This is a genomic window from Candidatus Abawacabacteria bacterium (assembly GCA_016207805.1).
Classification (GTDB): domain Bacteria; phylum Patescibacteriota; class Gracilibacteria; order RBG-16-42-10; family RBG-16-42-10; genus JACQZO01.
The window spans coordinates 1-14,376 of sequence record JACQZO010000028.1; the positions used below are offsets into that span (position 1 = coordinate 1).

Below are 14,376 nucleotides of genomic sequence, written 5' to 3' on the forward strand. Positions count from 1 at the left end.
ACGACAGGCTTAAATTGAATCGGAAATGTAAATACGCTCCATCAATCTTCTGTAAGTAGCACCAAACTGTTTCAAAATGGATTCGTGGCAGGCCCGGAAGGAATCGAACCTTCATCGACGGTTTTGGAGACCGTAGTCCTACCGTTGAACGACAGGCCTAAATTGAATCGGAAATGTGAATACGCTCTGTCAATCTTTTGTAAGCAGCACCAAACTGTTTTAAACTTTTTTCTCGCTTTGTTGCTAACTTTTTCTCTTGATACCCTTCGATGTATAGTAGCGTGAATGGACGTCGATGGCGAGTGGATTTTACAAGACCTTCATTATGTTGTCCAAGCCTGATCAGATAATCTTGAGAATAGCCTATGTAAAGCTTTTTATCCTTGCTAGACTGAAGAATATAGATGTAATACATAAGTGACGGTTTTGGACCCCGCACGATAGAGCGGGGCTACCGTTGAACGACAGGCCTATATGCGATGCAGATAGTACGAGACGTCTGTATTCAAGTCAATCGAGAATCGAAGTGTGGAAGATTGTGCAAAACTTTGGAAAGATTCGCATCTTATGCTATCTTCTGCACGTTGAAGCAGCCTTTTTTATGGACGAAAGAGAACTACGGGAGTTTTGGCATGGTATTTTACGGGCATTACAGCCTTCGATTAAACGAGCTGAATTTCTCACTTGGTTTGGCAATACAAATGTTCATGCTTTTCAGGATGGAACTTTAATTTTGGCGGTGCCCACTATGTTTTATCAGTCTTGGATCAATAGTAAATATATGCCTTTAATTAAGGCTGAGGCTAAAAGGCTAAATAGCGATGTTCAAGATGTGAAAATTATCGTTGATTCCACTTTGATTCGTCAGAAGAAGGATGATTCTCCATTAAACACCATGAATGCTCCTGCTAGTAAACCTGTTGTAAATAATAATGAAACTTCTCAACCACTGCCGAGATCTTTTGTGCAGGAAGTTTCAGGTACTGGCAGTAGTATCAATCCTCGTTATACTTTGGACAGTTTCGTTGTTGGCCAAGAAAATCAATTAGCATTTGCTGCAGCCAAAGCAGTGAGCAATGCGCCGGGTGAGGCTTATAACCCATTATTTATTTATGGGGGCGTTGGCTTAGGAAAGACTCATTTGCTCCAGTCTATTGGTAATGCAGTGCTCAAAAAACATCCTCGTAAGCGTGTGCACTACTCTACTTCTGAGGAGTTTACCAATGAGTACATTGCTATGGTGCAAAAGAAGCGGGCGTCCTCATTTAAGGAAAAGTATCGCAATCTAGATCTATTAATTGTTGATGATGTTCAGTTTTGGGCTGGAAAAGAACAAACTCAGGTGGAATTTTTCCATACCTTCAATGCCCTGTATGAGGCGGGTAAGCAAATTGTATTGAGTAGTGACAGACCACCAAGAGAAATTACTAATTTAGAGCAGCGCCTTAAGTCCCGTTTTGAGATGGGTATGCTGATTGATATTCAGCCGCCTATGTATGAAACAAAATTGGCAATTTTGATTACTAAATGCCAGGAAAAAGGACATTTACTATCACAAGAGATTCTCGAATACATTGCGAACAATGCTGGTGCTAATGTACGTGAATTAGTGGGAGTATTGACCGGACTTTTAGCCTATATAGATTTACAAGGGAAAATGCCCAATTTGGAAGATGTCGCTCATATTTTTGATCGCTCCATGAAGCCTGAACGACCATCCGGTTCGCCAACAATAAAGTCTAGTGGCCCAATAGGCAGATCACTGAATGATGAAGATATTCTTAATATTACGGCAGAGGAGTTTAATTTAGCACCGGCAGATTTACTAAGTGATGTGAGAAAACGAGAAATTTTGGTGCCTCGTCAATTAGCAATGTATTTTATGCGAGAAGAATTACAACTTTCGTTAGAGCATATCGGTGAAATATTTGGTGGTAAAAATCATACGACTGTTATGCATGCCTGCCAAAAAATCGCCGATCAAATCAAAAAAGATAAAGTGCTGATTAAGCACTACAATGCAATTAAAAGAGCGCTTAGGTGAAGTCAGACAGGTGAAGTCAGAAGGCAGAGGGCAGGAGGCAGAAGTAAAGTTGGCAATATGAAGTCTAGTGGTATTCACTCATATCTTTATTGAGTTTGGCGATTTTCTCTTACTTCTGAATTCTGCCTCCTGACTTCAAATCCGTTTCCATTTTCCATACTGGCGTGGCAATAGGTCTTTTGCTTTGCTTGGGTCTGCCATTAATTGCTCACTAACTTTTTCTAGCATGATGGTGTTTTGTGAACCTTTCACCAAGACAATATCCCCTTCACTCAGCTTGGGAGTGATGAAATCAACTATTTCTTCTCGGGTTAGGAAATGTTTAAATGAAGCTTGGTTACGGTTGTGTTTGGGTTGATGTGCCAAGGCCTCGGCATAATAAGGGCCAAAGGCAATTACTAAATCACAGACATTACCCAAACAACTTAACATATCAACATGAGCTTCTTGGGTGATGTCTCCTAGTTCACGCATATCGCCCACAATGGCTATCCTTCTTTTGGCTGGTAAGTTGCGCAGTATCTCCAAAGACATTTTCATTGAAGCGGGAGAGGCATTATAGGAGCCTTCCAGTAAAATACTACCTTTAATTCCCGGTATTGCTGATAGCCGACCAGGAAGTGGTTTCAATGTGCTTAGTTGGCTAGCGATATCTTCCCAAGAAAGGTTTTGTAGTTTGCCAATAATAATTGCTGGCAAGCTGGAATATACTGGTGCTTTGCCAAGCAATGCTAAATGCAATGAATGGGGCTCATGATTATGTATCACCGCAAAATTTGTACCTTGTAAATCATACTCAATGTTAGTGGCATAAAAGCTAGCTCTTTCATTGAGGCCGAAAGTGATCAATGTTTTATCCTGAATATTCTTTGCCTGATCGTGAGTGGGGGGATTGTCATAATTAGCGATAACTATGCCGCCACTTTTCGTCCCATGAGCCAATTTCCATTTTTCTTTTACTAGTTCTTCGAAGCCACCAAAGTTCTGTGTGTGGACACTTTCTACTGTGGTGATGACACTGATATCTGGTTTAATAATAGTTAAAATTTCATCCATATCACCTGGCTTATCTATGCCACATTCCAGTACATAAAATTCTATCGAGCTGTCATAGATAAAAGTACGAAAGGAGATTCTCAAGACCTTGCCCAACCATTGCAAGAGATTCACAGCACTTTTTTCTCCTAATATTGCTAAGGGTAGCCCCAGTTCATTATTTAGACTGCCGTAATTTGCTCGCACTTTGAATGTGCGACCCAATACCTGGGCAATAGCCTCTTTGGTAGTGCTTTTGCCGACGCTACCAGTAATAGCAATGATTTTTGCTGTGGTATTTTTGATCTTTCTTTTGGCACACCAGATAATGTAGTTTTGAATGAGCTTTTTCATAGAGACGAGCCAAATGCTGCAGAGATGATGACATTAGCACGATACCATAAAAGATCAGAAGTTTTAGTTTTGCTTCTTTTCTTCTCTTGCTGCTAAACTCTCTTGGGTTTTTTATCTTATGAAAAGAATTTTAGCAATTGAAACATCTTGTGATGAAACTGCCTGTGCTGTTGTAGAGGATGGTGTCAAAGTGCTTTCTTCAATTGTGGCATCCCAAATTCCCTTGCATCAAATCACTCATGGTGTGGTACCGGAGGTGGCTGCTCGAGCGCATGTGGCACAAATTTTGCCAGTGATTGAAGAATCCATGAAGCAAGCAAATCTAGCTCCAGATGCTATTGATGCCGTGGCTGTGACCCAAGGGCCAGGGTTGGTGGGCTCTTTGATAGTGGGAGTGACGGCAGCTCAAGTGCTTAGTCGTTTGTGGTATAAGCCTTTATTGCGAGTGAACCACATCTTGGGCCATCTCTATGCTAACTTTTTGGGTCGGGAGCAACTTCCTCAACTACCGATACTTATTCTTAGTGTATCAGGTGGACACAATGATTTAGTTTTATTGAGTGAACATGGAAAGTATCAAGTATTGGGTCAAACACAGGATGACTCAGCAGGAGAGGCCTTTGATAAAGTGGCCAGAATGTTAGATCTGCCTTACCCAGGAGGGCCAGAAATAGATAAATTAGCCAAATTAGGAAAACCGGGCACATTTCAATTACCTAGGGCCTGGTTGCAACAAGTACCCACAGGTATGCGTCCCAAAGAAATAACCGATTTTAATTTTAGTTTTTCGGGGTTAAAAACTGCCGTATACGTACTGATAAAAAAGTTAGGAATCCTAACTTCAGAGCAAAAGGCCGATTTAGCATATGAGTTTCAAGAGGCTGTGTGTGACGTGATGGTTAGTAAATTAGTAGCTGCCTGGGAAAAGTATCAAACCCCAAGTGTCTTTATTTCTGGTGGTGTCTCGGCCAATCAAAGATTTCGGTCTTTGCTAGAAGCAAGTTTCATTAATAAGCCAGTACAGTATTTTTATCCATTGAAGTTGAGTTACTGCACAGATAATGCGGCGATGATTGGAGCGGCTGCGTACTTTAATCCCCAAGTAATTTCAGAGACATTGGAACCTGAGCCGAGTCTATGGCTTTGAATGAAGTCAGAAGGCCGATGGCAGAATTCAGAAGTGAAGTAGTGGGGCTGTTTTAGTTTGATAAAAAGTGCATACACAATTGGTTTTTTCAACAATTCTCGCTGCTATGTCCATTCCGAATTCTGAATTCAGCATTCAGAATTAAATTGATATTCATTTTTACATCATCTAAAATAATTTTACTCTACTTGATGTAGAGCTAATAAAGATCATTAACCAATTATTTTTATGCATAATTGTATGGACGGTTCTTGTGATTGCGATTGTTCTGCTATGGATGGGTCTTCTGTTCCTGCTAAGGTTGGTGAAGAGGCGCCTCTATTTGCTGCTGATGCTCTAGTAGGAAAAGAGTTTAAGCATGTTACTAGTCAAGATTTTGAGGGTAGGTGGCTAATGCTTTTCTTTTACCCATTAGATTTTACTTTTGTTTGTCCTACTGAATTGCTGGAACTGAATAAGCGTCATAAAGAGTTTGAAACGTTAAATTGTCAGATTATCGGTTGTAGTACCGATAGTGTTTATTCACATCAAGCCTGGGCAAAAGAAATCGGTGAATTCAATTTTCCCTTGCTAGCTGATATGACCAAAGAAATTGCTGCTGAATATGGTGTTTTAGTTGAGGAAAAGGGGGTTTCTTTACGTGGGGCTTTCTTGATTGATCCCAATGGCATTTTGCAATCAGCAACTATCAACAATTTACCTGTAGGTCGCAATATTGATGAGCTAATCCGAGTACTCAAAGCCTTCCAAACTGGCGAACTATGTCCTGTGGGTTGGCATGAAGGCGGGAAGACTTTAGGAAAAGCCTAGTTTAAGAGCTAAGAGCGAAGAGCTGAGAGCTAAGAGATCCGATCCATCTTAGCTCTTAGCATTTAGCTCTTAGCTCTTTCTATTTGTCCATTACGCCAATTTTTACTAAATTTTGGTAGTGTTCTGGGTAATTTTGATAAATAAATTCCATATATTTTCCTCTGGTATTCGCTAGAGTGAGTCCATGTTCTTGGGCAAATTGACCGATTTTCTCATGGGCTGCTTGGGTTTCGCTATTATCAGCTACTTGCAGTTCTATTTCAGCAATTTCGTAATGATAGGGAGTATTGTCACGAACCAGAGAAAATGTAGCTTCATCTAAATCAATAATGAAGCCTGCTTTATTGTACGTGGTGCGGATAGTTTTGATGGATGCCCGTGGTCGGAAAGCGTTTTTTATTAAGCTGCTTTCGAGATTCTTCGTTAGCTCTATTCCTATTTTCTGGGCAATCATTTTTTCATCACTGATTTCGTCCATAATGGTGGTATACGAAGAACCATCATTTTGCTTGGCCATTGGTGCTTTGAGCTCGAAGTGGCCATTTTTTCTTTTTAGGGAAAGGTTGGTAAGTCCTAATTGCCATTGATCATTGTCCCAAAATTCTACTACGAATTCTTTGACTCCGACAAAGGCTGCTCCAGTTAATAACTTTGCTTTGGTTTCTGGAGTGAGACGAAACTTGGCTTCTACTTCGATCATGAAAAAGTTTAAAACTATCGCTAGCCTACATTTCTATGATTGAAAGGTAAATGTGCCTAGTCAGATCAAAATAAAATCAGTAAGGTGATGATGTTTTTTCAATAGCTTTTCTATGAAAAAAGTTTTTTGCTTTGGTGTTTTTGATGGTATCCATGATGGTCATAGGGAGATGCTGAAAGAAGCTCGATCCTTAGGTGATTATTTGATTGTCGCACTTACTCAAGATCATGTTGTGGAACAATTAAAAAAGAAGCGGTCTAGGAATACTCTGGCGGAGCGAATCAAAAGTCTAGCAGAAACTGGTCTGGCTGATGAAGTGGTGGCAGGAGATCAGGCTATCCAAAGTTGGCAGGTACTACAGTCGTATCAACCAGATATTATTGCTTTAGGCTACGATCAGTTGCGATTACTCGATGCGTTGGGTCAAGCGATTCGCAACTTTTCTTTTTCGCTTCAAATTGTTGTCCTCAAACCCCATAAACCCGAAGAATTACATTCTAGTTTATTATTTCCTAGCAAAGATTAACCTACTTCAATACCGAATAATTTGCGGAAAGTGGAACCTAGGATGAAGGTGATAATAGTGACGCCGATACTTAGTGCTGCCATTTGAATAAATTCATGCCAAAATTTGCGGTGAAAAATTACTGATGCGTAAAAAGAAATCAAGGTAACAATCAGGAAAATAAAGACAAACATCAGTGCTATAGCTGAATAAAGTGAGCTGAATAGCAAATATGGAGTAACTAAGATAAGCACCACGATAATATAAGCAATACCTGTGTAGAGTGCTGCTTTTTTAGGATCTTTTCCCACCTCATAGCGGGCTTGAATATATGCTGAAGCAGCCATAGAAAGGCTGGCTGCTATACCAGTGATTAGGCCTGTTAGTGCTACTACCAAATGATTGCCCAGAGCAAAAGAAAAACCCACTAATGCTCCAGTGAGTTCAATTAGACCATCGTTGAGTCCTAATACAATATTACTCATAAATTGAATTTTGTGCTCTTGTATTTGCTCAATTAGTTGAGCTTCATGGGACTTTTCATGGGCAAGAATCTTTTTTACTTCGTTCTGCATTTTGGGTGAAGCTTGAGCAATGAATTCTTCATAGGCAACAATCATTCTCTTTTCTCTGGTTTCCAAAAATTTAGCAGTAAAGGTAAGGCCAAATATTTTTCTCAGTAAAATAAAACGCCAAATATCTAATCTGCTGATTCTAAAAGTTTTTTTATCTGCTAGTTTTTGCCAGAAATGAAAATCCTCTAATTCTTGCCCAATTAACTTTTCCAGCACTCTTTTAAATTCCTGATTCTTTTCTCTTTTGGCTAATTCTTGATAAACAATATAATCACGATATTGATGATAAGCGAAATATGTTGCTGATTTCATGGTGAAGCAGAGTTACCAGTTAATAATGCTATTTTTTTATTTGCTTGTGGGCATTTTCGTATTGGGCTATGAAGCTTTTCACCGAAGTGCGTCCGATTACTTTTCCTATAAGTTCTACTGGTAAATCCTCCAGCTTTTTAAAACGGATACATGATTTGCCCATATCCAGCTTTTTGCCACTAGCCTGGTATTCTTTTACAAACCAGTCTTTTGTCGACTCATCACCATAGACACACATCAAATACACCGCCATGTGATTCTTTTGAGAAGCGAGAGAAGCGATAGCCAATGGTTGATTATTGTATGTCTTAGGAAAAATAGAAAAAGGTACAATATAAGAAATCATACCGTATTGCATTACTTCTTCATATCCTTCAGAAAGGTTCTTGAGAATAATATCTCTGATCGTGCTGAGTGCTTTTCTTCGTTCAGGTTCCAGTCCATTGAGATACTCTTCGACAGTTTTTGCAGTACTTTGCATAGCGTGAAATTTAACACTATCACTATAGCATGAGTTATCGTGTTGTCTGGGGAAAGGGGCCGCTGGAGTTGATCACGCTTCTCCAGTACAGTGGCTAAGACATTTATGCCACAATTGATGAATTGGCTATATTTCGCACTTCTTGCTTCAGCTAGTTTTGGTTTCTACAATTTTTTTAGCAAATTAGCTACTGATAAATTTAGTGCTAGTATTACGCTGATGTTTGTCGCTGGTACGGCTTTTATTGTAGCTGCTATTACCACATTCAGTTTGAAAACAAGTGGATTACCGCTGCAATTTTCTTTTAAACATATCCATTTACCAATACTAGCTGGTTTTGCTACTGGTATCGCTGAAATATTGTATTTTATGGCATTCGCAAAGGGCGCTCCATTATCCATTGGTGCACCCTTTGTGATTGGTACTACTATTATTATTGCCTCAATACTGGGAATGATTTTTTTGCGGGAGCCACTTTCTTTGCTAAAATCAGTTGGTTTTCTGCTTACTCTTAGTGGTTTGATCCTTTTAGCTAAAAGCTGAGCTATGGATATGCTTAAAGTGCCAGAAATAAAAGTCGGTGTTTTGGTTTACAATGACCAAGGCGAAATCCTGCTGGTTACTTCTCATAAATGGCAAGATAAATGGATGGTTCCTGGTGGTGGGGTAGAATGGGGAGAAAGTTTAGAAGAAACTGTTCGCCGCGAAATAAAAGAGGAGACGACTCTGGATATTACCGACATACATTTGTTGGGAGTGCAAGAAAGTGTTTTGTCACCAGAGTTTTTTAAGCCTGCCCATATCATATTCTTGGACTATTGTGCGAAGCTTGTTGGTGGTAACCTTCAGCTTAACCAAGAGTTGCAGCAATATCAGTGGATTATGCCGGAAGCTGCTTATGCACTAGATTTAAAACCATCGATCAGATTATTTATTAAAAATTTTCAGAGATTCATAGCCCACAATTGTGGCCAAGATTTGTTCTCCATGTAAGCTATTTACTATGAATAAAAATTATCAATTTGCTACCTTTGGTGCTGGTTGTTTCTGGGGAGTGGAAGAAACTTTTCGTAAAGTTCCAGGGGTGGTGGAAACTACTGTGGGGTATGAAGGAGGAGTGACAGAAAGTCCTACATACGACGATGTCTGTGCTAAAAATACCGGTCATGCTGAAGTGGTACAGGTAATTTATGATCCTCAACAGATATCCTATGAGGCATTGTTGGATGTGTTTTGGCAAAATCATAATCCTACAACCTACAATCGTCAGGGGCCTGATGTGGGCAGTCAATATCGCTCAGTAATTTTCTATCATACGCCAGAACAAAAGTTAGCTGCTGAAATCTCTAAAGATGTACTTGATAAGTCAGGTAAATTCAATCGTGCAGTGGTGACACAAATTGTTCCTGCGCAACCTTTTTATCGTGCAGAAGAATACCATCAGAGGTATTTAAGCAAGCTCGGAAGAGATAGTTGCCGTATTTAAGAATCCAGAAGCTAGATTTTTTCTCACTTACCGAGTGAAGTCAGAAGGCAGGAGGCAGAAGTAAACTTGGCAATATGAAGTCTAGTGTTATTCACTCATATCTTTGTTGGTTCAAGCGATTTTCTCTTACTTCTGAATTCTGCCTTCTGACTCCTAACTTCAAATGCCTTCTGCCTTCATATCCACAATTTGTATAGGGTCGACCCATTCGATACACTCAGGGCAAGCAAGTTTACTACAAGATCCGTAATCTGCAATTTCTTATGTCTCATCTCAATGTAGAAATCAAGGCTCGTTGCAAAGATCAAAATAAAATCCGTGAGTTACTAAAAAGTAAAGATGCCGATTTTAAGGGAGTTGACCATCAAATTGATACATATTTTAAGGTGCCCAATGGCCGTTTAAAGTTGCGAGAAGGTAATATCGAAAACGCTTTGATTTTTTATAGTAGAGAAAATAAACAGGGTCCCAAAGAATCTCATGTGAGCATGTGTGCGATGCCGCCAGAAGCAAATTTAAAAGAGGTTTTGGCGCAAGCTCTCGATATCCTAGTAGTGGTTGATAAAGAAAGAGAAATATATTTTATTGAAAATGTTAAATTCCACTTAGACCTAGTACAAGGATTAGGCACCTTTGTTGAGATTGAAGCAATTGATATGATCGGAAATAATGATAAAGATAAGTTATTGCAACAATGTAATTTCTATTTAGAGTTGTTTGGTATTGCCAATGATGATTTGTTGTCACAATCTTATAGCGATTTACTTAGAGCCAAATAACTAACAGGCCAATAATGATAAATATCTTGAGTGCCGTTGAGTCGGTAGTAAATAGTGCCAAAGAGGTAAAGATTAACTACCTGGCTTTGAGTGGTGTGGCTAATTCTTTTCAAATGGCTGAGGCAAAATCTTGGCTACATGACGCTCCTTTTGATTTTTCTGTCTTGAGTGAAGAGGAAATGGTTAATTTCTTATTTCTTTTCTATGCCCTGATTTTTTGTTTTTGGGGAGAACCGAAGTGGGCTGTTACTTATCAAGAAAAAAGTTTCGATGGATCATTTGGTTTGTTGATAGCATTGCGTAGGGCAAAAGAAGAGGGAGTGCCTGTGTTTGATTGGAATTATTGGGCCACAATATCTCAGCATCACCTTGCTACTATATTGCGAGGCAATGTAGAGATCCCTCTTTTTTCAGCACGCCTGGACATTATGCATGAGGTTGGTAAGGGGATTGAAGATAATTGGCAAGGTAATATCGCTAATCTTATTCAAGCTGCACAACATGATGCTCAAGAACTTTTATTACTAATAAGCAATAATTTCCCTTCCTTTCGTGACGTAGCTCAATACCAAGGAAGAATAGTGCCTTTTTATAAAAGAGCGCAGCTTTTCATTGTCGATATCTACCAATTTCTAGAAAATAAAGGACTTGGTAACTTTTCTAATATTAAGACCATTACTGCTTTGGCAGATTATAAGTTACCGCAGACCTTACGCCATCTTGGGATTCTCCAATACACTCCTAAGCTAGCATCTATTGTTGATAGCAAGAATAGTTTGCCACATGGTGCTGAAGCTGAAGTTGAAATCCGGGCTGCCACCGTTTGGGCTGTGGAATTGTTAAGGAGAGAACTAGCACCGAAGTTTCCTACTATTACTGCTACTGTGATTAATGACTATTTATGGCTTATGAGTCAGAGCTTGGCTAATACTGTCAAGCCGTATCATCGTACTTTAAATATTTACTATTAAGCTTTATCCACTCTTATGGCTGGTTATTCAGCTAAGCCATTATGGCAAAAGTTAGGTATGAAAGAGGAGGCTACTCATGTGATAATAAATATGCCCAAGGATTACCCTGCCCTGCTCAAAGCGGGTGAATATAAAATAGCACTGTGTGCCAATGTTTTTCCTAATGCCCATTTTATCCAATTGTTTACTAGTTCCAGAATGGAATTAGAGCAGATCTTCCCTGAGCTAATATCGGCTTTAGCAAGTAGAGGTATGATTTGGATTTCTTGGCCTAAAAAATCGGCCAAGGTAGTAACTGACTTAGATGAAAATATTATCCGTGAAATTGGCTTAGCTTTAGGTATTGTGGATGTGAAGGTCTGTGCGATAGATGAAGTCTGGTCCGGTCTGAAGTTTCTGCGTAGAAAAAATAAGTGAGTAGAATATTAAAATTTATTTTGATATTAATACACTGAGTTTTTCCATTTTTATATTCTGCTACAATCAATCTGCTTACTATTTCTATGGAAAAAAGTTTTGTCGTTCAAAAAGCGGAAGAAATTCAAAGGCTATTTAACCCTAGTTTTTTTTCGCCTTTTCCTTACCAAAATATCCTGGACAAATTTAGCGATTTGAAAATCTTCTTAATCGATTTAGATCAAGGGGTTTCAGGGGTTATTCGTTATGAAGAAAACTTGAAAGAGTTTCATATCTTTGTGGATCAAAAGAAATCTGAAACACGGCAACACTTTACCATTGCTCATGAACTGGGACATTATTTTTTACATCAGGATATTATCAAAAAAGAAAATCTCATAGTCGATGGTGATAATATTTTTGACACTGGCGGAATGCTTTTTCGTCTAGATGGAGTGCCAGGGACTCAATTTGAAATGGAGGCCAATGAATTTGCGGCTACCTTAATTATGCCTGAATCGTTAGTCCGTGAAGCATGGGAAAAGTTAAAGAGTGTTGACGACTGTGCTAGCATCTTTCATGTTTCCCCTTTGGCTATGAGTATTCGCCTAGAAAAACTAGCTTTACTTTCATGATATGGCTTATTCGAAGCAACTTCCTTCTTCGCCACAGTATCAGAGGCAAAAAGCACAAGTAGAAAAAACTTTAGCAAAACAGAAGAGTTATGTTCAGGAATACAGGTTTCCTCGTACTCCTGTCCAACCCACTATTCCCGAGCAAACTGATGCTCGTTACCAAGAATTACAAAATCGTGCATTAGAACAAGATATTTTGCTCAAAAAAGCAGCCTTCAATCGGTTATTCTTATTTTTAGCAATTGAAACAGTTGCCGTATTTGTACTCAGTCTATTGCAGGCCTGGCATACTAGTGGCTTCGCTTTAGAAGAATGGAGTTTCCGACTATTACTAGCTTGCACTATTGTTCAAATTACTATCATGTTGTCAGTAGCGATAAAACATTTGTTTCCAGACAAACTTGATAATGAAGGCGTGATTAAGGATTTACTAAAAAGAATCCTAAAGTAGTCAATAACATCACAAGCAGAACAATCAAAACAATGACTTTTTGCATAGTAAGTGAGAATAAGGCGCTAGCAAGATTTCACCAACGCCTTAACTCTTTACTGTAAATTAATGATTCTTTCAATCCCTACTTTTTCAATAAAATAACGATCATGAGAGACAACGAGCATGGCAATAGTATTCTCGACAATAAATTTCTCTATTGCTTCTCGACTAAAAGTGTCCAAGTGATTAGTTGGTTCATCAAGCAATAATAAATGAGGTTTATTGGTAATAATGATTGCCAATTCTAATCTGCGTATTTCACCAAAACTAAGGCTTCCCAATTTGCTGCTCATATACTCACTAGGAAAAAGGTATTTAGCCAAGATAGCTCGAGCTTCACTTTCTGTGGTGTAAGTATGTTGGAGAAATATTTCCAGCAAAGGGATATCAGTTGGTAAGCGAGAAAACTGTCGTAGGTAACCAATCTTGATGGTGTCTTTCATGACTATTGTGCCGGCGAAGTTCTTGTCTTCACCAGCTATAATATTAAGCAAAGTCGTTTTCCCAGCACCATTTGGTCCAGTTATTAATACTTTTTCCTGATGGTGAATTGAGAAAGTAAGATTTTGCAATATCTGCTTTTCAGGGAATGTTTTACCAGTGATGATAGCTTTCATTACTAGCCCTTTGTCTGTCTTTCTTGCTAGCTGAGGAGATATCTGTGGATCAGGTTGTGGCTTTGTAACAAGATTCTTACGCAGATTTTCTAATGCCTGTTTTTGAGAAAGTACCAAGTCACTGTAGCGATACTTGGGGTGAAACTCATTTGCCTTTAGCCACTTTTCTAGCAAAACAATCTCTTTATACTGCGCCTCATGCTGCTGTAGTTGATGCTCTCTTCTTCGTATCCTTTGAGCGATAAAGTCTTCATAACTGCCTGTGTGAACATATAAGCTATGTTCTTCATGATCCAACTCCCAAATATATCCACTGACACGATTAATTAATGTCCTATCATGAGAAATGAATATAACCGTTCCAGTAAAGTTCTTAATAAAACTTTCTAGCCAAATAGTGCCGGCTAAATCTAAGTTATTACTTGGTTCATCAAAAAGCAGAACAGTCGGAGATTGTAGTAGTAAAGCGGCCAAAGCTACTTTTACTTTCTCGCCACCACTAAGGAGTGCTAAGTCCTTGAGTAAGAAGTTGTCTGGTAGATCTAGCTTTTGTAACGCTATATCTATTTGATATTGCAACCAGGATTCAGTCAAAAAACTTTCTAAGTACTCTCCTACCAATTGATAATTGCTCGGAAAAGTAATTTCCTGAGGTAAATAGCCAATTATTTCATTAGCTTTGGTTACCCTTCCCTGGTCAGGGACAAATTCTCCTGTCAATAACTTTAATAAAGATGATTTTCCCGAACCATTTTTCCCAACGATAGCAATTTTCTTTCCACTGCTACCATCAATAGAGAGATTAACATTATCTAATAAAAGTATGCTGCCATTATACAGCGAAATATTTTGTAAATTTAACATAAAAAAAACATTACAATAGTAAGAAGCTCTTGGCTGTGTCAGCAGCTAGCTTTACTAGTAATGTTCTTTACAGAAAACTTTTTTGCTACTGCACAGTCACCAACACAAGACCATGATTGGTCCGGAGGATAAGACTGACTTTGAGAGCAAAAAGCTCCATAATGTGTAATAG

At 38.8% G+C, this 14,376-nt stretch carries 18 protein-coding genes and 1 tRNA gene; 12 read left to right on the forward strand and 7 right to left on the reverse strand.

Features of this window, described 5'->3' with window-relative positions:
* Positions 1–85: 85 nt before the first annotated feature.
* Together HY817_05725 and HY817_05730 are read right to left on the reverse strand one after the other, a co-directional pair.
* A tRNA-Trp gene (locus tag HY817_05725) sits at positions 86–159 on the reverse strand.
* A complete protein-coding gene (locus HY817_05730; protein ID MBI4836725.1) occupies positions 158–415 on the reverse strand; it encodes a GIY-YIG nuclease family protein in 258 nt (85 codons plus the stop codon). Before HY817_05730 ends, HY817_05725 begins: the two co-directional genes overlap by 2 nt.
* 186 nt (positions 416–601) lie before the next feature.
* Here HY817_05730 and dnaA point away from each other — a divergent pair, with 186 nt between their 5' ends.
* On the forward strand, positions 602–2,044 hold the full coding sequence (dnaA, locus tag HY817_05735; protein MBI4836726.1) for a chromosomal replication initiator protein DnaA: 1,443 nt from the start codon (positions 602–604) through the stop codon (positions 2,042–2,044).
* Between the two features lie 135 nt (positions 2,045–2,179).
* On the opposite strand, the gene HY817_05740 is transcribed toward dnaA, so the two are convergent.
* Complete coding sequence (locus HY817_05740; GenBank protein MBI4836727.1) at positions 2,180–3,433, reverse strand: UDP-N-acetylmuramoyl-tripeptide--D-alanyl-D-alanine ligase; 1,254 nt, start codon at positions 3,431–3,433, stop codon at positions 2,180–2,182.
* Between the two features lie 118 nt (positions 3,434–3,551).
* Between HY817_05740 and tsaD the strand changes: the two genes are divergently transcribed.
* Entirely contained in the window at positions 3,552–4,580 is a 1,029-nt protein-coding gene (gene tsaD, locus HY817_05745; GenBank protein ID MBI4836728.1) for a tRNA (adenosine(37)-N6)-threonylcarbamoyltransferase complex transferase subunit TsaD, read from the forward strand.
* Between the two features lie 273 nt (positions 4,581–4,853).
* The gene (locus HY817_05750) at positions 4,854–5,390 is read left to right on the forward strand and encodes a peroxiredoxin (protein ID MBI4836729.1); all 537 of its coding nucleotides are present in this window, start codon (positions 4,854–4,856) and stop codon (positions 5,388–5,390) included.
* A gap of 79 nt (positions 5,391–5,469) precedes the next feature.
* Here HY817_05750 and HY817_05755 read toward each other — a convergent pair whose 3' ends face one another.
* Positions 5,470–6,090: a CYTH domain-containing protein gene (locus HY817_05755; GenBank protein MBI4836730.1), complete on the reverse strand. Its 621-nt coding sequence runs from the start codon at positions 6,088–6,090 to the stop codon at positions 5,470–5,472.
* A gap of 112 nt (positions 6,091–6,202) precedes the next feature.
* On the opposite strand from HY817_05755, the gene HY817_05760 reads away from it, so the two are divergent.
* Positions 6,203–6,616, forward strand: coding sequence for an adenylyltransferase/cytidyltransferase family protein (locus HY817_05760; GenBank protein MBI4836731.1), 414 nt, complete (start codon positions 6,203–6,205; stop codon positions 6,614–6,616).
* Here HY817_05760 and HY817_05765 read toward each other — a convergent pair.
* Together HY817_05765 and HY817_05770 are read right to left on the reverse strand one after the other, a co-directional pair.
* Positions 6,613–7,482, reverse strand: a complete 870-nt coding sequence (locus HY817_05765; GenBank protein ID MBI4836732.1) for a VIT1/CCC1 transporter family protein — start codon at positions 7,480–7,482, stop codon at positions 6,613–6,615. The two genes, HY817_05760 and HY817_05765, sit on opposite strands and share 4 nt — an antisense overlap.
* A gap of 28 nt (positions 7,483–7,510) precedes the next feature.
* Complete coding sequence (locus HY817_05770) at positions 7,511–7,963, reverse strand: DUF1801 domain-containing protein (protein MBI4836733.1); 453 nt, start codon at positions 7,961–7,963, stop codon at positions 7,511–7,513.
* A 105-nt stretch (positions 7,964–8,068) separates the two neighbouring features.
* Here HY817_05770 and HY817_05775 point away from each other — a divergent pair, with 105 nt between their 5' ends.
* The 8 genes from HY817_05775 (at position 8,069) to HY817_05810 (ending at position 12,681) form a co-directional block, all read left to right on the forward strand.
* Positions 8,069–8,506, forward strand: a complete 438-nt coding sequence (locus HY817_05775; protein ID MBI4836734.1) for an EamA family transporter — start codon at positions 8,069–8,071, stop codon at positions 8,504–8,506.
* A 3-nt stretch (positions 8,507–8,509) separates the two neighbouring features.
* Positions 8,510–8,956 (forward strand): NUDIX domain-containing protein, encoded by a 447-nt coding sequence (locus tag HY817_05780; GenBank protein ID MBI4836735.1) that lies wholly within the window; start codon positions 8,510–8,512, stop codon positions 8,954–8,956.
* A gap of 10 nt (positions 8,957–8,966) precedes the next feature.
* Positions 8,967–9,449 (forward strand): peptide-methionine (S)-S-oxide reductase MsrA, encoded by a 483-nt coding sequence (gene msrA / locus HY817_05785; protein ID MBI4836736.1) that lies wholly within the window; start codon positions 8,967–8,969, stop codon positions 9,447–9,449.
* Between the two features lie 263 nt (positions 9,450–9,712).
* A complete protein-coding gene (locus HY817_05790; GenBank protein MBI4836737.1) occupies positions 9,713–10,228 on the forward strand; it encodes a class IV adenylate cyclase in 516 nt (171 codons plus the stop codon).
* A 14-nt stretch (positions 10,229–10,242) separates the two neighbouring features.
* Entirely contained in the window at positions 10,243–11,199 is a 957-nt protein-coding gene (locus HY817_05795; protein ID MBI4836738.1) for a hypothetical protein, read from the forward strand.
* Positions 11,200–11,214: 15 nt separating this feature from the next.
* Positions 11,215–11,616: a DUF3052 domain-containing protein gene (locus HY817_05800; GenBank protein MBI4836739.1), complete on the forward strand. Its 402-nt coding sequence runs from the start codon at positions 11,215–11,217 to the stop codon at positions 11,614–11,616.
* An 86-nt stretch (positions 11,617–11,702) separates the two neighbouring features.
* Positions 11,703–12,230: an ImmA/IrrE family metallo-endopeptidase gene (locus HY817_05805; GenBank protein ID MBI4836740.1), complete on the forward strand. Its 528-nt coding sequence runs from the start codon at positions 11,703–11,705 to the stop codon at positions 12,228–12,230.
* A 1-nt stretch (position 12,231) separates the two neighbouring features.
* Positions 12,232–12,681, forward strand: a complete 450-nt coding sequence (locus HY817_05810; GenBank protein ID MBI4836741.1) for a hypothetical protein — start codon at positions 12,232–12,234, stop codon at positions 12,679–12,681.
* 95 nt (positions 12,682–12,776) lie between these two features.
* Here HY817_05810 and HY817_05815 read toward each other — a convergent pair whose 3' ends face one another.
* Positions 12,777–14,204 (reverse strand): ABC-F family ATP-binding cassette domain-containing protein, encoded by a 1,428-nt coding sequence (locus HY817_05815; GenBank protein ID MBI4836742.1) that lies wholly within the window; start codon positions 14,202–14,204, stop codon positions 12,777–12,779.
* Between the last annotated feature and the right edge of the window lie 172 nt (positions 14,205–14,376).